At 41.1% G+C, this 25,017-nt stretch carries 14 protein-coding genes; all 14 read left to right on the top strand.

Annotation, left to right across the window (positions count from 1 at the left end; all coding sequences use genetic code 11):
- Positions 1–11: 11 nt before the first annotated feature.
- The 14 genes from EZ444_RS02190 to EZ444_RS02125 all read left to right on the top strand — a co-directional run bounded on the left by EZ444_RS02190 (position 12) and on the right by EZ444_RS02125 (position 25,001).
- On the top strand, positions 12–941 hold the full coding sequence (locus EZ444_RS02190) for an ABC transporter ATP-binding protein (protein WP_131606775.1): 930 nt from the start codon (positions 12–14) through the stop codon (positions 939–941).
- A gap of 2 nt (positions 942–943) precedes the next feature.
- A complete protein-coding gene (locus tag EZ444_RS02185) occupies positions 944–3,205 on the top strand; it encodes a Gldg family protein (protein ID WP_131606774.1) in 2,262 nt (753 codons plus the stop codon).
- 27 nt (positions 3,206–3,232) lie between these two features.
- Positions 3,233–5,524 (top strand): Gldg family protein, encoded by a 2,292-nt coding sequence (locus EZ444_RS02180; protein WP_131606773.1) that lies wholly within the window; start codon positions 3,233–3,235, stop codon positions 5,522–5,524.
- 1 nt (position 5,525) lies between these two features.
- Positions 5,526–6,887: a MutS-related protein gene (locus EZ444_RS02175; protein WP_131606772.1), complete on the top strand. Its 1,362-nt coding sequence runs from the start codon at positions 5,526–5,528 to the stop codon at positions 6,885–6,887.
- Positions 6,884–8,209, top strand: coding sequence for a MutS-related protein (locus EZ444_RS02170; RefSeq protein ID WP_131606771.1), 1,326 nt, complete (start codon positions 6,884–6,886; stop codon positions 8,207–8,209). The genes EZ444_RS02175 and EZ444_RS02170 overlap by 4 nt, the downstream gene beginning before the upstream one ends.
- 5 nt (positions 8,210–8,214) lie before the next feature.
- Positions 8,215–8,670, top strand: coding sequence for a hypothetical protein (locus EZ444_RS02165; RefSeq protein WP_131606769.1), 456 nt, complete (start codon positions 8,215–8,217; stop codon positions 8,668–8,670).
- Entirely contained in the window at positions 8,667–10,013 is a 1,347-nt protein-coding gene (locus EZ444_RS02160) for an FKBP-type peptidyl-prolyl cis-trans isomerase (protein WP_131606767.1), read from the top strand. The genes EZ444_RS02165 and EZ444_RS02160 overlap by 4 nt, the downstream gene beginning before the upstream one ends.
- 12 nt (positions 10,014–10,025) lie before the next feature.
- Complete coding sequence (locus tag EZ444_RS02155; RefSeq protein ID WP_131606765.1) at positions 10,026–12,227, top strand: alpha-galactosidase; 2,202 nt, start codon at positions 10,026–10,028, stop codon at positions 12,225–12,227.
- 498 nt (positions 12,228–12,725) lie between these two features.
- Positions 12,726–14,924, top strand: coding sequence for an alpha-glucuronidase family glycosyl hydrolase (locus EZ444_RS02150; RefSeq protein ID WP_131606763.1), 2,199 nt, complete (start codon positions 12,726–12,728; stop codon positions 14,922–14,924).
- Positions 14,925–14,972: 48 nt separating this feature from the next.
- On the top strand, positions 14,973–18,146 hold the full coding sequence (locus EZ444_RS02145; RefSeq protein ID WP_131606761.1) for a glycoside hydrolase family 2 TIM barrel-domain containing protein: 3,174 nt from the start codon (positions 14,973–14,975) through the stop codon (positions 18,144–18,146).
- A 49-nt stretch (positions 18,147–18,195) separates the two neighbouring features.
- A complete protein-coding gene (locus tag EZ444_RS02140) occupies positions 18,196–21,132 on the top strand; it encodes a SusC/RagA family TonB-linked outer membrane protein (RefSeq protein ID WP_131606759.1) in 2,937 nt (978 codons plus the stop codon).
- A 16-nt stretch (positions 21,133–21,148) separates the two neighbouring features.
- Positions 21,149–22,684 (top strand): RagB/SusD family nutrient uptake outer membrane protein, encoded by a 1,536-nt coding sequence (locus EZ444_RS02135; protein ID WP_225874603.1) that lies wholly within the window; start codon positions 21,149–21,151, stop codon positions 22,682–22,684.
- 5 nt (positions 22,685–22,689) lie between these two features.
- Positions 22,690–23,877 carry a fasciclin domain-containing protein gene (locus EZ444_RS02130; RefSeq protein ID WP_131606757.1) on the top strand — a complete coding sequence of 396 codons (1,188 nt, stop codon included), beginning with the start codon at positions 22,690–22,692 and terminating at the stop codon, positions 23,875–23,877.
- 5 nt (positions 23,878–23,882) lie between these two features.
- The gene (locus EZ444_RS02125) at positions 23,883–25,001 is read left to right on the top strand and encodes a DUF5007 domain-containing protein (protein ID WP_131606755.1); all 1,119 of its coding nucleotides are present in this window, start codon (positions 23,883–23,885) and stop codon (positions 24,999–25,001) included.
- Positions 25,002–25,017 lie beyond the last annotated feature (16 nt).

Here is a 25,017-nt window from a genome sequence, read left to right as displayed (position 1 = left end):
CAATTGAAAAAATGAACAAGAGTATTGTAAAAATTGAAGGTCTTAGTCACCGCTATACCCGTGACTGGGCCATTAGGGATATTAATTTTGAGATTAACCAGACAGGAGTTGTGGGCTTACTGGGTTCAAATGGCGCCGGCAAGTCTACAACAATGAACATCATGTGCGGGGTACTGAACCCTACACAGGGCAAGGTTTACATCAATGGCATTGACATGCAGGAAGATGCGGTAGGTGCCAAGAAACTGATCGGCTTCCTGCCACAAACTGCACCACTTCACCTGGATTTAACAGTTGACGAATACCTTGTTTATTGTTCGCATTTAAGGCTGATTCCCGAAAAGGAGATTTCCGCGGCGCTTGAAGAAGCCAAGGATCGCTGCGGTATCAGCCATTTCAGCAATCGGCTGATCCGGAATCTCTCGGGTGGATATCGTCAGCGTGTAGGGATTGCCCAGGCGATCATCCATAGGCCCCGGTTAGTGGTGCTCGATGAACCAACTAATGGACTGGATCCGAACCAGATCACGGAGGTTAGGAAACTTATAAAAGAAATTGCCCAGGAACGCTCGGTCATCTTCTCTTCACACATCTTATCGGAGATCCAGGCCACCTGCCGGGACATCAAGATGATTGAGAACGGGCGTATGGTATTTGAGGATACGATAGAGGCTTTCAATAATTACATTGAACCCAATAGCATGCTCGTTGCATTGAACAATCCTCCTGCACTTGAAGTGTTGCAGGCAATCCCGGGCATTATCTCTGTAGAACAGGATCATGGGAAATATATTCGCTTGAGCTTTAGTAATCCCGAAGGGATCTCAGAAAAGGTAATTGCGATGAGCTCAGAAAATGGCTGGCTGCTCACTGAGATCACTTTAGAGAAGAGTTCCCTGGATGCAATATTCGCTCAGTTGTCGAACAAAAGTAAGGTATAGCCATGAAGATAATTTTAAAAATTGCGGGACATGAGTTGAAACTGCTGTTCTTTTCACCAATCGCCTGGTTGTTGCTGATTGTTTTTCTTTACCAGTTTGGAGCCGCTTTTGCAGGTCACTTAAGTGGGGCCGATGGAGGAGTGCTAAAGTATTTCCCGGGGTATACGAGTTGGTTATTTAGCGGCAATTTGCTGCCGGATGTAGAAGGTAAGATTTACCTTTACATTCCGTTAATGACCATGGGGATCATGAGCCAGGAACTTAATTCGGGCAACATTAAACTACTGTTTTCCTCACCAATAAAGAACAGTTCAATTGTACTGGGTAAATATCTCGGGACAATGGGCTACTGGGTGATTGTAATAGGCTTATTTTCATTGTTTGCCATTCCACCTTACTTTATGATTTCAAGCCTTGACCTGGGGATTGTTCTGCCAGGAATACTGGCTATATTTTTACTCGCCTGTACTTATTCGGCTATAGGTTTGTTCATGTCTTGCTTAACCACTTACCAGGTGGTAGCTGCATTGAGTACACTGACGACCCTGGCTGCCTTGAATTATATAGGCGGTTTATGGCAAGGTATTCCTGTACTAAAAGACATAGTGAACTTTCTGCATATTGCCGGGCATGCCCAGAACATGAACTGGGGGTTTATTAAGAGTAAGGATATCCTGTATTTTGTGATCATCAGTTCGCTATTTTTAGGACTGGCCATTTTTTATGTTGAAGACACCATTAAAGCAAGAACAAAGGTAGCAAAAATTAACCGGTATGCCTTGTTTACAGCTGCAATGGTATTTTTGGGTTGCATGGTTTCCTTAAGACAGTTCACCTTGTATTTTGATACCACAGCCATTAAATTCAATACCATAAGTACATCAAGTCAGGAACTGTTAAAAAAAATTAAAGGACCTGTTAGCGTTACTGCCTATTCAAACCTGCTGGATGATAAAAATGAAATTAATGTTGGCCGTCCGGAAAACAGGGTCAAAGACTTTAATTTCTGGGAGCCATATATCAGGTTTTTACCACAGCTGGAACTGAACTATGTTAATTATTATTCAGATAGCGAACATTATAAAAGTGGTTCAGCGCTTGATTCCGCTGCCAGGCAGCGGGCAGAAGCACGTGGATGGTACATTGAAGATTATTTAAGCCCCAAAGAGCTGAGCAAGACCATTGACCTGAAATCGGAGGACTTTACTTTTGTACGCTGTATATCACATGGGAATAAACATCGTTTTTTGAGGGTCTTTAAAGATTTTATCCATAAACCTTCAGAAAAGGAAATCATAACCGCATTTACAGGGCTTTTGGTAGATTATACCAGGATCGGATTTTTAACCGGTCATTACGAAAGGACCATTGAGGAGAATGAGGATCGGGGCTATAAAAAGATCTTGAATGAGAAGCCTTTTCGGTCTTCGCTGCTTAACAATGGGTTCGAATTTCAGTTGGTTTCTATAAAAGGTAATATTCCAGGTGGTATTGATGCCTTGGTTATTGCTGATCCGCTTTCCGCTTTCAGCTCCCAGGAACAACAGAAGATAAAGGACTATATTTCCAAAGGGGGGAACTTATTGGTAACCGGGGGGCCGGGGAGCCAGGAAATATTGAACCCGATTATCAGCCATGTGGGGGTCCGTTTACTGGAGGGCCAACTTGTTCAGCGTAATAAGGACTTTACCCCTGCTATGGTGTTTACGCACTGCCCATTACGTGAAGGTGGTGATCCTTATGAATTTCAAACTCCGGGCGTATTAGGTATGCCGGAAGCTGTTGCTCTTGAATACAAGACGAATGCAGGCTTTAAGGTAGAGGAAGCTGTAGTAACTGATGAAAGCAATACCTGGAAGCAAAACCGTGAGATCCCTTCGGATACCAGCCTGATTACTTATCAGCCGGAGTTTGGAGATATCCATGGGCAGCTGCCGGTGGCAGTGTCCCTTACACGCAATATTGATAAGAAACAGCAGCGGATCATGATTGTAGGTAACGGAAATTTTTTTAGTAATGTGAACCTGGAGAGAGATTATACACTGGTGCCAGCTTCACATCTGGCATTTGGTGTGGCTATTTTTAAATGGCTTGGATACGGACAATATCCGGTAACGGTTAAGCCTCTGGAACGTTCAAAGGATGTTGAATTACTTTATACAAAGGAAAGCTTTGAAAAATACCGCCCGTATTATATCTGGCTGCTGCCTTCACTGGTATTTCTATTTGGGGCAATATTCCTATTGAGAAGAAGGAGAAAATAATTATGATGTATTTAATAGAAATATAGAATGAAAACGATATTTAAAATTGCCCGGCTCGAGCTGAAGACCTTATTCTCATCACCCATAGCCTGGCTCTTATTGATCATACTTACGGTTCAGATCAGTCTGGATTTTATAGAAATGCTCAAAGTAGTAATCATCCACGAGAGTTATCCTTTCGGCTGGAGAATGATGGGCGAAGCATTAATCCGGTCCCATGCTACAGAGCTCATTTTTGGCAAGTATTTTTACTTTGCTTCAGATGGTATTTTAATGAAGACGATCTCTCACTGGTATTTGTATATCCCGTTGTTAACTATGGGGCTTATTAGCAGAGAACTAAGTAGTGGAAATATCAAACTACTTTTTTCTTCACCAATAAAAACCAGGGAAATTGTATGGGGTAAATTTACAGGGATCATGATGTATTGGAGCACGCTGATGCTTGTTCTTTTAGTGCTTGGTCTGTGTGGCTATATATTCGTCACAGACCTTGATATTCCAATGGTACTTACCTGTCTGCTCGGTGTTTTCCTGGTTGCAATGCTTTATTCCGCTATTGGTCTGTTCGTATCTTGTCTCACTACTTACCAGATTGTGGCCGCAATCAGCACCTTTATCGTTTTGGGCCTATTAGATTATTTCGGTGGCTTGTGGCAGGGGATTAACTTTTTGAGGGACGTGTCTTATTTTATCAATACAACTGCACATACAGAAAATTTGTTAAAGGGATTAATCGTTAGCGAAGATGTTATTTATTTTATTGTACTCACGCTGATGTTTATTGCCTTATCTGTGATGGTACTGCAAGACAAGGTGCATGCCAGGCCTGTGATGGTAAAAGTGGGCCGTTATATTTTACTGCTGGTCATTACATTGATGGTAGGGTATGTGACATCCAGGCCAACGCTCACTTTGTATTATGATGCAACTGCTTTTAAAACGAATACAATCACCAAAGCTGGTCAACAGGTGTTGGGAAGGATAAAAGGCCCGGTAAAGATCACCATATTCGACAACCTGCTGATGAATTATAAAGATGTGGGCAGGCCAGATCATGTTAATGGGAACCTTAAGACCTGGGAACCTTACAGGCGTTTTTTACCTGGACTGGAAATAGAATATGTTCATTTTTATGATAAACAGGCTATCGACGGATCATACCCCGGAGGTACTGAAATGAGTTTAAAAGAGGCCGCAAAGGCCTCGGCAAAGGAACAAAAACTCGATTATGAGGATTACATGCCGCCAGAAAGCATTCATAAGCTGGTTAACCTGGCGCCCTATAACAACGGTACAATCATGCGGATTGAAAATAATGGGAAAAGTATTTTTATCCGGCGCTTAACGGAGCTAAATTTTGAAAGGTTCGAAGAATATGTAATTGCCAATTTCAAGCGAATGCTTGATGGTGCAGATACCCTTGCCTTTCTTGCTGGCAATAGCGAGCGAAGCATTGAAAATGAAGGGGAGAGGGATTATAAATACATTATGTTTGACCATACTTCTACCGAATCGTTGAATGACAACGGCTTTGAGGCTATCGCACATAAACCGGAGCAGCCAATCCCGGGAAATGTGTCTACCCTTGTAATTGCTGATCCGGCGTCTGCCTATTCTCCTGAAGCTTTAAAAAATATCCGGAATTATATTGGATCAGGCAGAAATTTGCTGATTTTAAAAGGAGAGAATGATCCCGCAGTCTTAGAACAGCTAACCAAGCCATGGGGCGTTGAGTTTATGCCCGGTATGGTTATTCAGCCAAATAAAGATAGGTCGGAAAATCACATCGTCGTGAAGCTGATCCGCAGTGCATTAAATGATACATCCTATTTTAGGGAAGGATGGAATGTTGTGGGGCTAACCAATGTCACGGCATTGAAATATCAGGAAGGTGGGCCATTTGAGATAAAGCCAGTACTGGTAACGGATCCAAAAACGACCTGGAACAAAATGCAAGAATCTACACTGGACACCGGGAAGCTGGCTTTTCATCCGGAACAGGGTGATATTCAGATCGAATTGCCTGTTGCCCTTGCATTAACCCGGCAGATTAATAATAAAGAGCAAAGGATCATGATTATAGGGAATGCAGAATTAATGACATACGCTAAAACAGCCCCTTTTTATAAAACGCTTTTCAGATGGTTATCCTATGGGAAATTTCCACTTGATCCGCTTCGTGAAGATTCGGTAGAAAATCATGCAAAACTAAGCTATAAACAATCTGATTTATTAAAATACTTGCTGATTCTGGTCATCCCGGGTATACTGCTCGTTTTTGGCTGGATCTATATATTAAAAAGAAGAAGTCTATAACATGAGTTTAGCTACAGATAAACAGACGCTGAAAGATTTCAGTATTTTTGAGAATAAGGGTAAGGACTCAGTTTACCAGTTATTTAACCATACCTCTACCGGTAAAGGAGCCGAGCTGCTTGAACAAATGTTCAGGCAGCCGCTTTCGGATCGGCAGCAGATCAATGAACGCATCGGGATCTTTAAATTCTTTGAATCAGAAAAAGCGAGTTTTCCTTTCCAGGGCAATCTTTTTGAATTGGTGGAAGCTTACCTGGACAATACAGATACCCGGACATTATATTCTGCACAAGACAATACAATTGTGCGGAGACTACAGGATCTTTTAGGCGGTCATGACCATGCTTATAGGGTTTTATATGGCGGGGTCATTTCCTTTATCAACATCCTGCAGGTGTTGAGGGATTTTATAGCAGGTATTAGCGTTGCTGCCGCCGGATCGTCTTATGCAAGGGAGTCAAAGCTGATTGAAGAATTGCTTGCTGAGGCCGATTTTCAGCCTTTTTTAATGGAGCGGAAAAAGGGTAGACTTTCCTTTTTAAAGGTCATCGCTCACGATAAGAAACTCCGGTTTTTAAACCGGGACAAGATCAGAAAGCTACTGCACTACATTTATAAGATAGATGTATACATTGCGGTTGCAAAGGCGGCCAATGAAAATCATTTCAACTTTCCAGAGGCCCTGGACAAGGATTCTTTAACTGTAAAGCTGAAGGGTTTTGCCCATCCTTTACTAAGTAATGCTATTCCTTATGATCTGGAAATCAACCCAGATAGCAATATTATCTTCCTTACAGGGGCCAATATGGCCGGTAAGTCTACTTTCATGAAAGCCTTGGGCATCACCATGTACCTGGCACATATGGGTTTTCCGGTTTCGGCAGCATCTATGCAATTTTCGGTGATGGATGGAATCTATTCAACGATAAACCTGCCAGATAACCTGAGCATGGGATACAGTCATTTTTATGCAGAAGTGCTGCGGATCAAAAAGATGGCACATGAGCTGAGCACAGGTAAAAACCTGTTCATCATTTTTGATGAGCTATTTAGAGGAACGAACGTTAAGGATGCCTATGAGGCAACAATTGCACTTACAGAAGCCTTTTCAGAAAAACGGAATTGCAAGTTTGTGATCTCTACACATATTGTGGAAGCTGGTGAAGTATTGAAAGAAAGGCGCGAAAACATCAACTTCCTGTTTTTACCGACAAAGATGGAGGGTAGCAAGCCGGTATATACTTACAAGCTGGAGCCTGGGATTACGGAAGACCGGCATGGGATGCTGATTATTAATAATGAGGGAATCCTTGAACTGCTGGAAAAAAGAGAGAATGGAATTTTAAAGCATATGGAATCATGAGTTTTATAGCAGATAAACAAACATTGGAAGACCTAAACCTGCTAAGCAAGTACAGGAGTAATTCGGTATACAGCATTTTTAATGTGGTGCATACCAGGGGTGGCAGGAAGATTCTGGATGAGATGTTTGACTTCCCATTAACCAATGTGGAAGCGATCAATACCCGTAGCAGTATTTTTGAGGCATTTGGTAGGCTGGAGTTTTTGTTTCCTTTGAACGGCCAGGCCTTTGAAGTGATGGAGGATTATTTAAGTTCGGCCGAGGGAAAAGATGCCATGGACATTTTTAAGTTAAAAGCCCTGGCTTTTGTTGGCCTGGATAAGGAATATCGGGAAATCCAGGCAGGCTTTTATGAGACCGTAAAACTACTGAACATTTTCCGTGACTTTCTTTACCGCTTGGATCCGGAAGCTATGCCAGCGGTTTATTGGAAAGAGATAGCGTCTGTAAAGGCGATCTTCAAAGATTATAGGTTAGCCTGGTTGTTATTAGCTAATGGTGCAAAGGACCTATCGGGCCTAAAAATTGCAAAATATGATGCGGTACTTAGGTTTACATTCCGAGAGGAGATGAAGCAGATTTGTAGCCTGATTTATAAAACAGATACTTATATGGCAGTGGGTAATGTAGGCAGGTTGAGCGGCTTTGCCTATGCGAAGGCATTGGCAAAAGACCGGTACATCATTAGGCTGGAAGGCCTGTGCCATCCTGAGTTAAAAAATCCGGTGTCCAATGATATCACGCTATCGGCAGACAGCAATGTGCTGTTTTTAACGGGGGCTAATATGGCGGGCAAATCTACAACGATGAAGGCCTTTGGAATTGCAATATACCTGGCACATATGGGTTTTCCCGTAGCAGCAACTGCGATGGAGTTTTCGGTGAAGGACGGGTTGTATACCTCTATCAATGTGCCTGATAACCTTAATTTGGGGCTGAGCCATTTCTATGCCGAGGTATTGCGAGTAAAAAGAGTGGCAGAAGAGGTGGGTGATTCAAAGAACATGGTGGTCATTTTTGACGAACTGTTTAAGGGAACAAATGTGAAAGATGCCTATGATGCCACTCTATCTGTTACCAAAGCCTTCTCAGCTCATCGGAATTGTGCCTTTATCATTTCCACACATATCATCGAAGTAGGGGAGGCGCTCGGGGCGGTTTGTGACAATCTACAGTTTGTATACCTGCCAACAGTTATGGATGGACTTAAGCCTAGCTATACCTACAGATTGCAACAGGGTATTACGAATGACCGGCATGGCATGATGATCATTAATAATGAGCGCATACTAGAAACCATAAAAGGAACACTTAAACAATAATTCATATGAAAAAGATTAGTAAAATAGTACGCAGGTTTAGTTTAGTGGCTTTTGCTTTGATATTGGCCAATCCACAGGTGAAAGCAGTTAAAACAATAGCTGGAGCACGATTTCAAGAGAAAAGAAATTTTTTTATGGCCAAGGTGGTTGATGAAAAAGGAAAGGAAATAGAAGGCGCTATTGGCAGGATTAAGGGGCGGGAAGACGAAAAAATTAAGGGTTATGATGGCCGTGTTTCCGGAAAAGGTAGGAGTATAATTTTTATTAACCCTCCTACCAACGCAATTATAGTAATTTCCAAAGCAGGCTATGTTACCCAGGAAATTATGACTAAAGAGCTGAGGCAGCCAAAAGAATTTACCGGAGAAGAGATGAGAAAATGCATCATTACAGTAAAGATGGTTCCTGTAAAAAAGGCAGGGAAACAGTCTTTCACGAAAAAGAAAGGAGCACATAAATGATGAAACTAATTGTATTATTGGCCTTCTTTATTGTTGCAGGCAGCGCTGATTTGCCAGCCCAGATCACCAAAATTCCTTTTGAATCCAAGGGCTCGCATCTGTACATTAAAGTACAAACTGCTCAAAGTGATTCCCTGAGCTTTATTTTTGATACCGGTACAACAGGCGCAACGATTGATTCTGCAACTGCAGAAAAGATAGGTGTCAGTAAAGAAAACCGAAAGATGGTAAATGTTGGTGGCATAGCCGGAATGCAAACCAATATCATGGCTGTAAATCAAAATCTAAAATTGAAAAATATTGAGATTAAAGGCTTAAACCTGGTACTGATGAATTTAAATACATTGTCTAAAATTTTAGGTAGACGTTTAGATGGGCTTATTGGTTATGAAATTATGAATAAATACGTAACGCAGATTGATTTTGATCATAAACATTTACTATTGTATAACCAGATTAAAGAAGTAGATACTACCGGCTATACTGGCATCCCATTTGAATTTAACAAGGGTGTTTTAATACCGCGTTTTCCGATTACGATTACGCTTACCAATGGAGAGCGTTATACTGGAAGAGCAATGTTTGACACAGGGAATGCTTTTTCATTGTTGGTGAGTGCGCCCTATAATAAATTCCATAATCTGAATGCAAAACTGGGAACTGTGTTCCCGGCATGGGGGCTGAATCCGGTAGCACCAGATCTGGTTGCTATGATTAAATCAATGTCTTTTAATGGGTTTGATTTCGGAAATATGAGCATCAGGTTGACGACAAATGAACAGGCGGAGCCAAAGGACGGTTATCTGGGTATTTTAGGCATTGAAGTGATTAAGCGGTTTAATGTAATTTTAGACTATGCACACAAAAGGATCTACCTAAAGCCAAATCAATCGTTTAACAGCAATTTTACTATAGAGCAACAAGCCGTTACTACTGCTCCGGCTCCAAAATTGCCTTCTTTAGTTAAAGAAAGTTCTAAATTTTTAGAAAATAATAAGACCATGCCAGGAGTAAAGCAGACGGCTTCGGGCTTACAATACAAAATTCTTAAGAAGGGCATGGGAGCTAAGCCTTTACCTGGGGATAAAGTGACTTTATATTATACAGTTTCCCTTCTTGATGGCACTCCGTTATGGAAACCTTTTGATGCTAAAAATCCCTGGGTACACCATTTGGACAAAACTTTGGATGGCATTAAAGAGGCCGTATTGATGATGCCGGCAGGTTCTAAATGGAAATTGTATATTCCACCTGCACTTGCTTTTGGTGTGGATGGCTATGAAGAGGTTCCTCCGGGAGCGGGGATCATTTGTGACTTGGAGGTGGTTGGCAGTGTTCAATAAAAATAGGATCTTATGCTGAGAAAAGTTTTGATTTTAACAGGAGTGCTTTCCTTTTTTTGCTTGCCGGAGTTAAAAGCACAGGGATTACCGATATGGGATCGCAGTAAACAGACGGGATCTTTGCCAGACTGGCTGCTTAAAGCCCCTGCTGTAAAAGCCAGTGTGCTGAGAAGTGCAGACGGTAAGGACCTGATATTATATAACGGTCTGCTGAAAAGGGTGTTCAGAATATCGCCAAATCTGGCCTGCACAGATTATACCAATTTAAGTACGGGTAAACAGCTCCTCCGTAGCTTGCGGGAAGAAGCCCGTTTAACCATTAACGGAAAGGAATATAAGATAGGGGGATTGAAAGGACAACAGGAAAAAGCCTATCTGCTGCCCGAATGGGTAGATGGTTTTACTGCTGGTGAAGCTGATTTTAAATATGCGTCCTACCAGATTAAACCGCTTATATCACAACTGAAATGGAACAATTCCCGGTTTTGGACACCACAACACAAGGACGCAACTGGCAAAATGATTTCTTTCCTTTTTAAACCTCAGGTCAGCGAACTGGAAGGATTGGAGGTGCGGGTAAATTATGAATTGTATGATGGTATGCCTTTAATGTTGAAGTCGCTTTATGTGTCAAATAAAGGAACAAAGGTTTTTAAGATCAATAAGGTCGTGAATGAAGTATTGGCAATGGCGGAGGAAGAAAGTTCTGTAGAAGGAATGTTTGAGAAAATGAGGAAGCCAGCCGGCATTTATTTTGAGACCAACTATGCCTTCAATAATTCGATGAACTACGCCAACAGCGACCAGACTACACATTGGAAAACAGATTCAACTTATACATCTCAGGTGCACTACCGCCATCAAACGCCTTGCCTGCTGGAGATTTATCCTGAAAATGCACCGGGAATTGAGCTTCAGCCCGGGGGGAATTATAATTCCGTAAGAACATATGAGCTGCTGCAGGACGGGGATGAACGGGAAAGACGGGGACTGGCCATCAGGCGGATGTACAATGCTGTGGCCCCCTGGATATCCGCCAACCCGATTTTTATGCACCTGGTAAGCCGTAACGATGAACAGGTACGTACCGCCCTAGATCAATGTGCGGCTACAGGATATGAAGCGCTGATTGTCAGTTTTGGCAGTCACCTGAATATGGAAGATACGACCGCAATAAACTTAAAAAGATGGAAACAGCTGGCAGATTATGCCCATAGCAAAAACATCAGGATTGGTGGATATTCTTTGTTTAGTTCGAGGAGGATCAGTGATAATGATGATGTTGTGGACCCGAAAACGGGAAAACCCGGTGGCGCTTTTTTTGGTGGCCACGCACCTTGTTTTGGCAGTGAATGGGGGCTGTGGTACATCAGCAATATCAAGTATTTTTACTCGAAAACAGGGTTTGATATCTGGGAAAATGACGGGCCTTACCCGGGAGATCTTTGTGCTTCGGTTTCGCATCCCGGGCATAAAGGCCTGGAAGAGTCGCAATGGCGGCAAATGGAGATCCAGAAGGAACTGTACCATTGGCTGAATGAACGCGGGGTATACATTAACGCACCTGACTGGTATTTTCTGGATGGTACAAATAAGATCGGCCTGGGCTATAGAGAGGCTAATTTTTCTTTATCGCGCGAGCAGCAAAAAATTCTGAACCGGCAAAATATTTATGATGGTACCTGGGAGAAGACCCCAGCTATGAGCTGGGGTTTTGTACCACTAACCCAATACCAGGGCGGTGGTGCGGCCGCTACGCTGGAACCTTTGGCCGAGCACCTGAAAGATTATGAACAGCTGATGATGCAGTACTATGGAGCGGGAATCCAGGCCTGTTATCGTGGTCCCAGATTATATGATAGCGAGGAAACCAAACAAACGGTGATTAAGGTAATCAGCTGGTATAAAAAATACAGAGAGATCCTGAATTCGGACATCATACACCTGCGCAGAGCAGATGGCCGGGACTGGGACGGGATATTACATGTGAACCCATTGTTGAAAGACAAAGGGCTGATGATGCTTTATAATCCGACAAAGAAAAAGATCACAAGAACGGTAAAAGTACCACTGTATTATACAGGACTAACCGATGCGGTAGTACTGAGAGAAAGAGGAACGACTGCTAAAAACTATAAATTGAACAGGGATTATAGTATTGACGTTACTTTTAGCATTGACCCTGAGAATTATAGCTGGTTTGTTATACAATGAAAAATCCGCCTAATCCGTTTTTATTCTTTTTACAAGAATTAATGATAAAGATCAAGGCAAGAAAGAAAAGCAATAGCTTTATTTTCAATAGATTTTTCATAAGATTGGCTTTAGCTTCCCAAAAGTAAGCCGGCTTTTTTTAGCAGAAAATACCTACATATGGCTATTTTGTATCAGTATGGTCTTCCGATAATTTGCTGATTTAAAAATATTTTCATTTTTATCTACTCCCTACCACAAAGTTATTCGTCAATGTGCTAAATAAAGACAAAAATGTCTTTGCAGATATGCATAAACCAGATATAAAAGAATTGTTAAACAGGTATAAAAGCGGAAACCGTACTGAAGGAAGGAGTATTATCGTAATGGCTTAAACTTTACACACAATTGCGCAAAAAAAGACCCGGAAGCGTTTGCACCGCTCCGGATCAGTTAAGGTATAACCTTGGCAAGAGAACCAAACCGTTTCAAAAGTTTTTAATTTCACTTACTAACCAAATGTACAAAATTTTTAAGGACCTACTATGGTGGACATCACACCGTATAGGATCCATATTTCTACTCCGAGTAGTTTTATTACTGTTGGGCCTGCTTGTTTGGACTAAAAGTAATGCCGAAAATGGTTATGATTTATGGCTTAGATATAAACCAGTTCATGAGACAAGCTTAAAAAACAATTACCAATCTGTTATCAAACAGATTTCTGCAAGTGGAAATTCAGCAAGCCTTATCGCAGCAATTACCGAACTGCAAATCGGAATGAAAGGTTTACTCAATGTATCTTTACCACATGTAAAGACCGTTAATGTAAACGGAACATTGCTGCTCGGAACGCCGAGCACTAACGCTGCTATAGCTAGACTTAACTTGGCAGAATTAAAAGATCTTGGAAAGGAGGGCTACCTGATCAAATCGCTGCAGATCAACAGAAGATCTTGTACTGTAATTGCATCCAATACTGATATTGGTCTACTTTATGGATCGTATCATCTTTTACGTTTGATTCAAACCAGACATTCGATTCAAAAGCTCTTAATCGTGGAGAAGCCAAAGATACAGCTTCGTGTACTTAATCATTGGGATAATTTAAACGGAACCGTTGAAAGGGGCTATGCCGGATCTTCTTTATGGGACTGGCAGCGTTTACCGGGGTATCTTGACCCAAGGTATACCGACTATGCAAGGGCAAATGCATCAATAGGTATTAACGGCACCGTAATAAATAATGTAAACGCCAGTGCTAAAAGTTTAACAAAAACCTACCTCCTCAAAGCTGCCGCACTCGCAGATGTATTCAGACCTTATGGAATAAAAGTCTATCTGACCGCACGTTTTAGTGCACCAATAGAAATTGGGGGCTTAAAAACTGCTGATCCTTTAGATCCAGAAGTGATCAAATGGTGGAAACTAAAGGTCGATGAAATTTATAGGTACATCCCGGATTTCGGAGGTTTTTTAGTTAAGGCAAATTCGGAAGGGCAACCAGGACCGCAAGACTATAAGCGTAGTCATGCAGAAGGGGCCAATATGATGGCTGATGCTTTGGCCCCTCATAATGGGGTGGTGATGTGGCGTGCATTTGTGTATGAAAATATTAAGGGAGAAGACCGAGCTAAACAGGCCTACCAGGAATTTAAAAAATTTGACGGAGATTTTAAAAGCAATGTCTTACTACAACCAAAGAATGGTCCAATTGATTTTCAGCCAAGAGAGCCCTTTCATCCATTGTTTGGAGCAATGTCAAAAACACAGCTAATGCTTGAGTTTCAGATTACTCAAGAATATCTTGGCTTTGCAACTCACCTTGTGTATCTGGCTCCTATGTTTAAAGAAACGCTATCAACAGATACCTATGCAAAAGGAAAGGGCTCAACCATTGCAAAAATAGTCGAGGGTAAGCTAGAATCCCATCAGATTTCAGGAATTGCAGGAGTTGCCAATATTGGTAGCGATATCAATTGGACAGGACATCCTTTTGCACAATCCAATTGGTATGCATTTGGGCGAATGGCCTGGAATCCGGAAGCGAGTCCTGAAACCATTGCAGATGACTGGCTGAAGATGACCTTCAGCACTGATCCTTCTTTTGTGGTGCCGGTAAAAGAATACATGTTAGCTTCAAGAGAACATGCTGTACATTATATGATGCCTCTCGGACTCAACCACATTATGAACCTGGGAACACATTATGGCCCTGGACCATGGGATAAAATTCCAGGATGGAATGCGCACGATTACCATTTGGCAGATGCTGAAGGTCTTGGCGTAGATCGTACGGATAAGGGCTCAAATGCGGTGGAGCAGTACTTTCCGGAAGTAAGACAGAAGTATAATGACATCAAAAGTATTCCACCGGAGTTATTGCTTTGGTTCCACCATGTGCCCTGGAAGTACAGGATGCCTACAGGCAAAAGTCTTTGGGAAGAACTGGTATACACTTATTATTCAGGAGTAAGTGCCGTTGAAAAAATGCAGAATACATGGGATGGGCTTAAAGATAAAGTTGATCCCTTACGTTTTGTGCAGGTTAAGCAACTGCTGGCTGAACAACAGCGGGAAGCGGCTTGGTGGCGTGATGGGTCGGTGTTGTATTTTCAAACGTATTCTAAAATGCCATTACCCCAGGGGTTCAAAGTTCCGGCACAAAGCCTGGAACATTACAAGCAAATTAAAATGCCAGATCGAACGGATAAATAATTTAATAAAAAAACAAGCAAAACTGCAAAGTTAAATTTTTAAAAAACTATGTCTAAATTATCTCAACTCATTAAATCAACGTTGTTTCTGTTTCTTTTTATTGGAAGCTTATCTTCCCTTGCACAGGAACCGGTTAACAATGCTCCTGTTCCTTCGGAAATTGAAAATCCTGAATTATTGGGGATTAATAAAGAAGAGGCCCATGCCACACTAATGCCTTATGGTAACTTGAAGCAGGCGCTAAATGTCGACAGGAAAGCGTCATCATTAAGTAGAAGTTTAAATGGAATATGGAAGTTTAATTGGGTTCCATGGCCGCAACAAAGACCAGTAGATTTTTATAGGGTGTCATTTGATGTGTCAAAATGGAAGAATATTCCTGTACCCTCCAATTGGCAGGTAGAGGGATATGGCACTCCATTTTATCGGAACATGGGCTATACGTTTAAAACCAATTTTCCTTTTGTAATGAATGACACACCAAAGGAATTTACCTCTTATAAAGAAAGAAATCCAGTTGGAAGTTACAGACGGGATTTTGATCTGCCTTTGGACTGGAAAACGAGACAGATTTTTTTAACCTTCGAAGGTGTGGATGCCGGATTCTTTTTATGGATAAACGGACAAAAAGTTGGTTACAGTGTCAATAGCAGGAATGCAGCAGAGTTTGACATTACAAAGTATACCAAACCAGGTAAAAATATCGTCGCTGTAGAAGTTTATCAATATACCTCAGGCAGTTACCTGGAGGATCAGGATATGTTTCGCTTAAATGGTATTTTCAGGGATGTTACACTTTGGTCAACACCAAAGCAGCACATTAGGGATTATTTTATCAAAACAGACCTTGATGACCAGTACAAAAATGCTACTGTTCAGATCTTAACAAAAATAAAAAATTATAGTACGGTTATAAGCGGGGCTAAAACTGTAGAAGCACGGCTTTATGACGGAGAAAAAGAGGTCCCGGGTTCTACCACTATAATGGCTGTACCTGTGTTAAAACCTGGAGAAGAGGTTTCAGTAAATCTATCTTTTAAAGTGAAAGATCCGGTTAAATGGACTGCCGAAACACCTAAACTATACACTACGGTGATCAACTTAAAAGCCGGACAAACAATTATAGAAACGCTTTCTTCACATACAGGTATCAGGGAGATTGAGATAAAAGGCCGTACATTTTTGGTAAATGGTATTCCAATAAAGTTAAAAGGAGTAAACAGACATGAGCAATGGCCCGATGTTGGCCATGCTGTTACCGAATCCCAGATGATACGGGATCTGGAGGTAATGAAACAAGGTAATTGTAACCACGTTCGAACCTCCCATTATTCTGATGATCCACGTTGGTATGAGTTGTGTGATAAATATGGCATCTGGGTTCTTGCGGAAGCCAATGTGGAGTGCCATGGACTGGAAAACAAATATAGAGAAGATCCTCGTTTGAAATCGGCAATGATAGATCGGAACGTTTCCAATGTCCAGAATTTTAAAAACCATCCTTCGGTGATCATATGGTCTTTGGGTAATGAGAGTGGTAGTGGACCTATAAACTTAGTGGCAGCTTTAAAAGCCGTAAAAGCATTAGATCAGACCAGACCAACGCATTATGAGGGCTTTGGTACTGGAGAAAAAAATCCGGCAGATATTGATAGTCGAATGTACTCCGGTCCTGAATCGGTTGAAAAAAGTGCAAAGGATACGAGTCTTACCAAGCCTTATTATCTTTGCGAATTTGCCCATGCGATGTTTAATTCTATGGGGTCACTGAAGGAATATAACGATTTGTTTGATAAGTATCCCAGTGTACTTGGTGGAGCTATATGGGAGTTCCAGGACCAGGCACTTTGGAATAAGAGAGATCCGAAACATCCAATTCTTGCTTATGGTGGTGGATTTGGGGAATTTCCAAATAATGGGCTTTTTATTCATAAAGGTGTTGTTGCTGCAGACAGAACACCAAAACCGCATTATCCGGAAATGAAAAGGTTGTTCCAATGGATCGGCACCAGAGATGAAAACCTTAGCAAAGGTTTAATCAAAATAAAAAATAAATACCAGTTTATAAATTTGAATGCATTTAAAGCGAGCTGGGTACTTTCAGAAAATGGAATAGAAATTTCTAAAGGCGACTTCGATATTGCAGATATCGGTCCCGGAACAGAAAAGGTTATTAATTTGCCAGTTTCTGTTGTCAATCCCAAGCAAGGTGCGGAGTATTTTTTAAACGTGTCTTATACGTTAATGAATGACCAGATGTGGGCAAAGAAAGGATTTGAAGTTGCCTCACAACAATTAAAAATGCCAGCACAGAAAAATAATGTTGAGGTTAAGCAGCCATTAAATGGCAAGGTGGTATTTTCTGAGACTGGTGATGCAATTGAAATTAAAGGTGGAGATTTTAGCCTGGCCTTCGATAAAAAGTCAGGAACTATTTCATCGCTTATACGTGGTGGAATCAATATGCTTCAAACCAACGGTGGTCCCAAACTACATTTATGGAGAGCTCCACATCGTAAAGATGATATGTGGGCAGATCCTGACTGGCAAAAGAATGGATTAAGGGATCTGAAATGGACAGTTAATAAAATTGAGACCATGCAGAAAGATGAGGCCACTATTGTAGTAACCGTTGATCTGAATGCTTTGGGTAAGAATGATTTCAAGGTAACCCATCATGTAGTGTATACGATTACTTCCGATGGTAAGTTGAGATCAGTTAATGATGTAAGTTCAAATAAACCTGAATTACCGATCGCACGTATGGGCGTCAGGATTCTGATGGATAAGCAGTTTGGTGATTTTAGTTATTTCGGACGGGGGCCAATGGAAAATTATTCGGATCGCAAATCCGGGTCTGACGTTGGTCTTTATGGTAGTACAGTTTTGGCTCAATTCACTCCTTACGAAAAACCGATGGAATGTGGTAACCATGAGGATATCAGATGGGCAGCCGTTAAAAATGATATGGGCTATGGACTTAAGGTAGTCTCGGATAAGAATTTATTGCAGGTGTCTGCGCTTCCGTATACAGACGAAGAAATGGAAGATGTGGCTTATCGGATTGATCTTCCTCAAAGTAAAGGAACTGTACTTTGTGTAAGTTATAAAACGCTTGGAGTAGGCTCATGGGGTTGTGGTCCTAAACCGCTTGGACCTTACATGCTTTATGCTAAACCAGCTTCGTTTAATTATGAATTGAATTTGTTGAAGCGGAAATAGCTTAGTTGTTACCAAAACATACCAAATATCTAACCACACACAATTAATTATGCGAATTGTATACTTCTTAGGGTTGTTTCTTTTGATGGGGTCCTCTGTTCGGGCACAGGTATCACCTCCTTCATCCAAACCAAAACCACAAAAAAAAATCACTCAAAAACCAAAACCAGATACGGTTATCGTAAGCATGCCAGTAAAGCCGGTTTTGAGTACGGGTGTTAAGGATTTGCAGTCTATCAGCTTGCCCTTGTTCCCTGCGTCTTCTTTAAATCAGGCATTAAAAGGTACTGCTGCTGGATTATATGTTCAGGAGCAAAGTGGTGAGCCTGGTGTTTATCAGTATATGCACATTAGGGGTACATTGTTACCGCTGTTTTCGGCCGAAGACCTGGTAAGATCGCAGCCCTTGATTGTAATTGATGGAATACCGGTAATTTCAAATGAACATCCCTTTGCCTATGATGTTCAGCTGTACGACTACAGTAGGATAGGCCCGTCAACCAATCTGCTTGCGGGCATTGATCTTGATAATGTTGAATCTGTTCAGTTGCTTAAAGACATTTCTCAATATGCTGTTTATGGACCTAAAGCAGCCAATGGTGTTATTTATGTAAAAACCAAGACAGGAAAAACCAAAAAGGCGATCTCATTCGATTCCTATTTTGGAATAGCGAATCCTGCTCCCGTTACTACTTTTAACGGTGCTACGGAAAACAAGTTCAGAGAACAATTTTATAATCGGTACGCAAGCATGGCGCAAATGCAGAATTATGCTGCTTTTTTAAAGGATTCCCTAAACACTGTTTACTATGGTCCATCAAACTGGACAGATTCTTATTATAAAAAGGCGGCGGTTTATTCGATAAATGCGAGTGCAACCGGTGGAACAGAAAGAGCAAATTTTAAATTTTCATTAGGCAAGGTTGGCAATAATGGCGTTGCTGATGATACTCGGCTTGATAAATATGCTGTTGGTTTTAATTTAAATATGAAGCCTGTTAAATGGATGACTGCAACTGCCAATATTATGGCAAGCAGGATGGATAGAAAACGTAACAGGTACAGTCGCGACCGCATAGCTGAAGGCCGTTATTTGCCAGATCTTAGTCAGCCTTTATCACCAAATAATGACATCTATGGTGGAATGCTTACTGCCTATAAGGAGGCGGTTGATGACAATCTAACAAATACTTTAAACGGATATTTTAACATGGGCCTTACATTTGGTAAAGTCAGGTTTAACAGTTTTCTGGGAGTAAGTTACACTGATGGTTCCAGAGATTTGTATAATCCTACAACTTTGCTGGAAACGATTGCCTTTGCCTCAAATTATTTCGGATATAGTCAACGGTTGGTAATTGACAATACCATAAACTATTCTTATAAAATTAATGATAATAACACAATTGATTTTCTTGGCGGTCAGTCGATAAATTGGGACACCTATCGCTATAATTATGCTTATGGATATAGAAACGGCACGGATTACATTAAAGTAAACCTGCTGAACAAAGATGACCTTCAACCCAGTATATTTACCCGTAGGTTAATATTCAGATTCCTGGATAAGACCGTTAATAATCAGGTTTCCTTCTATGGAAAAGCAGATTATAAATATAAAAACTGGTTAACGGTATCGGGGCTTTTGAGGGCTGATGGCATTTCAAATATGCAGCCGACCAATCGATGGTTTTATTCGCCAGTTGTATCAGCTTCATGGAATATTAAAAATCACCTGCTCATCAAAAACAAAACGGTGACGGATTTAAAGCTGAGAGGAAGTTTTGGGATTTTGGGAAGAAATGAACTGAATGACCGTTATGCGCAGGGGCCTCAGTATGTTGTCGATTTTGGGTGGTCTGGAGAACCCCTTGTCCCATCTTATGCGGGTACAGTTGGATTGGTACGTCCCTACACCAAAGGATATATCGGGTATGATATTCCCTGGTCTTACAATGAGCAAATCTCAGTTGGATTTGACTTTTCACTTTGGAAAGGCCGTTTAAACGGGATAATTGACTTGTACGCTAATACCGCTAAGGATCAGCTTCTCGGAGTTCCGGGATTGGCAGAGTACGGCTATACCAAAGCTTATAAGCCGGGTATGGATGTAAACAATTCGGGTGTTGACCTGACACTGACTGCTGATCTGTTACCTGCCAGGAATAAAGTGAAGTGGACTATCTCGCTGGGAGCGAACTATAATAGAAACACATTAAGGTCGCTTCCAGATGGAAGGAAGTCAATTATTATTGGGAATCGTTTATTGCAGGTGGGCAATTCGGTGGATCAGTTCTGGTTGTTAGAAAATAATGGCATCTATAGCGCTGATAATGAAGTGGAAATAAACCCTGCTAATCAGCGTAAGCTAAATTATGAGGGTGTTGATTTAAAGGCAGGAGATCCTAGATGGAAGGATTTGAATGGTGATTTTACGATTAATGAAAAGGACAAAAAACTGATGGGACACATGATGCCTGTCGTATCCGGAAATTTTTCAAATACCATTTCTTATAAAAAGATAAGTTTAGGGTTTGACTTTTACTATAACCTGGGCAAAAATATTTTAAACAAAGAAATGGCCAACCGTTTTGATTTTATCAACCGTGAAAGCAGTAATGACATTAACTCAATTAAAGAAATTACTTTTTGGCAGGAGCAGGGGAACGTAAAAAAATATCCATTGTATAACGTCTGGAGTAGTGTTATTCCTTATCGTGCCGAACAGGATCTGTTTTTAGAAAATGCGTCGTTCCTGAAGCTTCGTACGGCATCACTGGGATATGACATGACACAATTGATAAATCGTTCCTTTAAAAAGGCAGATGTCAATAGATTTTTTATTTACACCACAGTCAACAACGTATTTACGCTTACACCTTATAGCGGCAGAGATCCTGAGTTGGTCGATTATACCGGTTACGATACTGGATATGGCTTGCCTATACCCCGTACTTATACGGTTGGAGTTAAAATGAGTTTATAACCAACAGCACATTTAAATGAGAAAGATATTTCTATTTTTTGCCCTGATAATTATGTTATCAGGTGCTTGTAAGAACATCCTTGATGTTACTCCGACAAGGGTAGTTGGAGAGGAAAATATGTGGAATGTAATGGAAGACGCCCGGGCCGGCTTGATTGGGGTTTACGGTTTGTGCAGATCTGCCCTGGCTGATAATAACAGGTTTTGGTATTATGGTGATGTAAGAATGGCTGATTTTGATGGGACAACCAGGGAGGATATCAAATCAATACATAATAATGAACTTAATGTTCAATATCCGCTTGTTCAGGATTTGTCAGATTGGAGGCGGTTCTACGCCGCTATAAATGCAGCCAATTTATTTATTGAACGTGCGCCCGAGATTTTCAAAAAAGACCCTAGGTATACTGAGCAGAATTTTAACCTGGACATGGCTCAGGCGAGGGTTTTGCGGGCCTTCCTTTATTTTTATATTGTGCGTCTGTGGGGAGATGTTCCGCTGATCACTACTTCGCATGATGGTGAGTTTGCAAATAAGAAAAGGGAAGATCAGCAGAAAGTGCTGGCCTTTGCTGCAAATGAGTTAATTGCTTCAGTTCAATATTTACCTTATAGGTTTAATGGAGCTTTTCCTGAACAAACCGGGCAATACTATGGCCGGAATATAGATAATTGGGAATCTGATCTGGTTAGGAAGCATACTGCCTGGGGCATACTTGCGCATATTTACGCCTGGCAAGGGAATTATGCAGAAACCGCAAGATATGCGCAGCTGGTGATGGATGCTGAGTCAAATCTCGGGCTGGCCACTGCTGCATTTCCCATCAACGGCAGCAATATACGCAGGATGTTCCGTGGCGAAGTCAATGATGAAGTCAAGGCTGTAGTTTTGGGCTTCGGACACAGGTGGAGGCCTGCCGAAACTTCGTTTACCGGGACCATTGAAGGACTTACCTTGGCTCAACCCCTGGTAAATAACAGATTGATACAGGCAATATACGTACCTAAGGATACAATTTTGTCAATTTATAAAGAGGCTAAAGATGATCGGTTTGGAATTGATACCCTGACCAAAAATGTGACAAGTGATCTCTGGTTTACAGGCTTTGATAGACCTTATCCTATGTTTAAAAAGATTTTCGCAGTGGCAGATGTCAGTGTGCAGAACACGAATGTGCCAATAGCATATTTTTCCAGTACTACAGTGGTAAACAGAATGGAGGATATTGCTTTGCTCCTGGCAGAAGCCAAGGCGGTATTAAATGATCGTCCGGGGGCAATTGTGATTTTAAATAAAATTAGGACAAAACATGGACTTCCGGTCTATAATCCGCTTGTCAACGGTGAGGCGGTTGATGCCGTATTTAGTGAACGCAGGCGTGAATTGCTGGGTGAAGGGCACAGGTGGTATGATCTGGTCAGGTATAAAAAAATTAAAAACAATGACCTGGAATTTAATGATTTGATACAGTCTGGAGGAATTTACTGGCCCATTAACCGTAACCTGCTTATTCAGAATCCTTTGTTAATACAAAATACTTACTGGCAATAATCAAAATGAAGAAGCTTAATTTATTTAATTATTTAGGATGTGTACTGCTGGGCAGTATAGTCTTTTTCGGATGTGATAAAACGGATAAGGGTGATTATGATTATACCAATCCCAAGGCTCCATTTAAAGGTAATACTTATGAGTTTTTAAAAAGTAAACCTGGAATTTTTGATTCTGTGCTGGTGGTTATCGACAGACTGGGACTTAAAGATGTATTGGAAAAAGAGCATATCACACTTTTTGCCCCTACTAACCAAAGCTTTGTGTTGGCACTCAATAAATTAAACAATGGTAAGACCATATCATCTCCCGGCTATGTTTCACTCAGCAAGTATCGCGTAAATAATTTGGATAGCCTGATGTGCCGCTATATGATTGCTGGTTTAAACCTCAGTGATTCTATGACGCTCACTGATGGAAAAACGATGAAAAGCTATAAGTATAACTATCCGATGAATGGTAAAAGGAACATTTCCAGATCGGAGGGTTATCAAAATGGTGGTGCCTCGTTGATCACCTTTTCAGATACACGCCGCAGTAGTTTTAAAGCCTCCTGGCTGGGTACAGTTGCTAATTCGATAGATATCCGTACCACTAATGGTATAGTTCATATCCTTGAACCGGGGCATTTATTTGGGTATAATGATTTTTACAAACCGATCCGTTCTCCCTTCAAGGGCTTGCCATTTGAATTCCCTTCTGTTATAAATGCAAAGGCAGTACTTGAAGCCGAAGATTTTGATAAAGGTGGCGAGGGAGTAGCTTATCATGCGACTGTATTTCCCTCAAAAAATTACAGACCTACCGAAGGGTTTAGGCTTGAAAACCATGGTGCTTCGACGGCACCGCTTTCAGCAGGTTATTCCTTTCCTTCTACCTGGGATTTACAAGATGGAACTTCCGGTGATTGGGTAATCTATACCATAAACGTATCTGAAGAAGGGGATTATGAAATCATGACCAGGTACCGTAATAGAGCCGGCATTAATTCAGATTTTAGTTTGGTCAGATATAATCTGTCATTTGACTTTATAGAATCAAGTTCTATAGCTATAGTTAAAAGAGATAGTTACCCTGTCTGGTCGGGAAGTATTGTAAACGTGCATCTTAAAAAGGGCATCCACTCTATGCGTTTTTTATGGGAAGTGACCCCATTGGAACTCGACGCATTTCTTGTTAAACGAATAAACTAAATTATATGATCTCGAAAATTAATTGTACATCAGTGCGGTTTAGAGGTAGTTCATTGTTCAAACAGATGATGCTTGGCATCCTGCTTTCAAGTACTGCTTTAACAGCCTGCAAAAAAATATACAACGTTCCGGCGGGTTCTGATTATTTAAGTGAAAGCATCAATTATACCGTAGATACCTACCGCCCGGTATTAGGCCGCACTACTGTCTTTGGAAGCTTTAGTTCTGATGATTCTACTTTCCCTTTAAAGTTTGAAATTGTTAATCCCCGAAATAATGCTGGGACAGCAACAACTGCTTTTTCTCAAACGTCTTCAGCTCTGGTATGGAATGGCAGATATACCGGATTAGAAAAAAGCATAGCTGAAATTGAAGCAAAACGGAGTGTGGAAGAGCGCCCTTTATTTGAAGTGGCTACATCGGGGGAATTCATTTTATGGGCAGGGGCCAGAAATAATAACTTCCTCAAACCAGTATCTGACAGTGCCTATGTTTTTGATGTGAGGGTTAGCAATAATGGGGGCAGCAGACTCATCCGAAAAATAAATATCATTCCCAGAAGAGAACGCCCTTATGAACCTAGCTTTCATATAGATGAAGTAACAGGCTTAAGTAAGCTGGAACCCAATGGTGCCGTAAAGCGCCTGATTCCGGCGATTCTTGCAGGTATGAGAGCCTCAACTTTACAAAGAAATCTGGAACGTGAAATCAGGGATGATCAGAAAAAAACGCTTACGCAGGACTGTTGGGTTTATTTCAAAAAGAAAGCCGGTGAAGGTCATTCGCTAACTTTCAAATTTATGGATAAAGATTCACTGCCGATAAATCCGGCAAAGTTTAACAATACGAAGTGGGATCAGCTGGTTCATGGATTTAATATGGAAATGACCCCTCAATATGTGAAGTATGATATTGCTTATCCGGTTCCTTTGATAAAAGCTCCTACAGTTTATACAACTATCGATGGTGCCCAGGCAAATGTAGTTTTTAGTTATAGCCGAATTGGTTTCTCCGGCAGCAGGGAAATAGGCACGATGAGTCTGGCCTTTAATATTTTTGAAAAAGGGGACTGGGAAATTATCTTTTTCTTTCACAATGATACGCCAAAGTTTGAAAATGAATAAGGTTGTAAACACACTG

It is taken from the genome of Pedobacter hiemivivus, assembly GCF_004331685.1.
Taxonomy (GTDB): Bacteria; Bacteroidota; Bacteroidia; order Sphingobacteriales; family Sphingobacteriaceae; genus Pedobacter; species Pedobacter hiemivivus.
The sequence above is the reverse complement of the archived record's forward strand: the minus strand, read 5'-3'. Positions and strand labels throughout refer to the sequence as shown.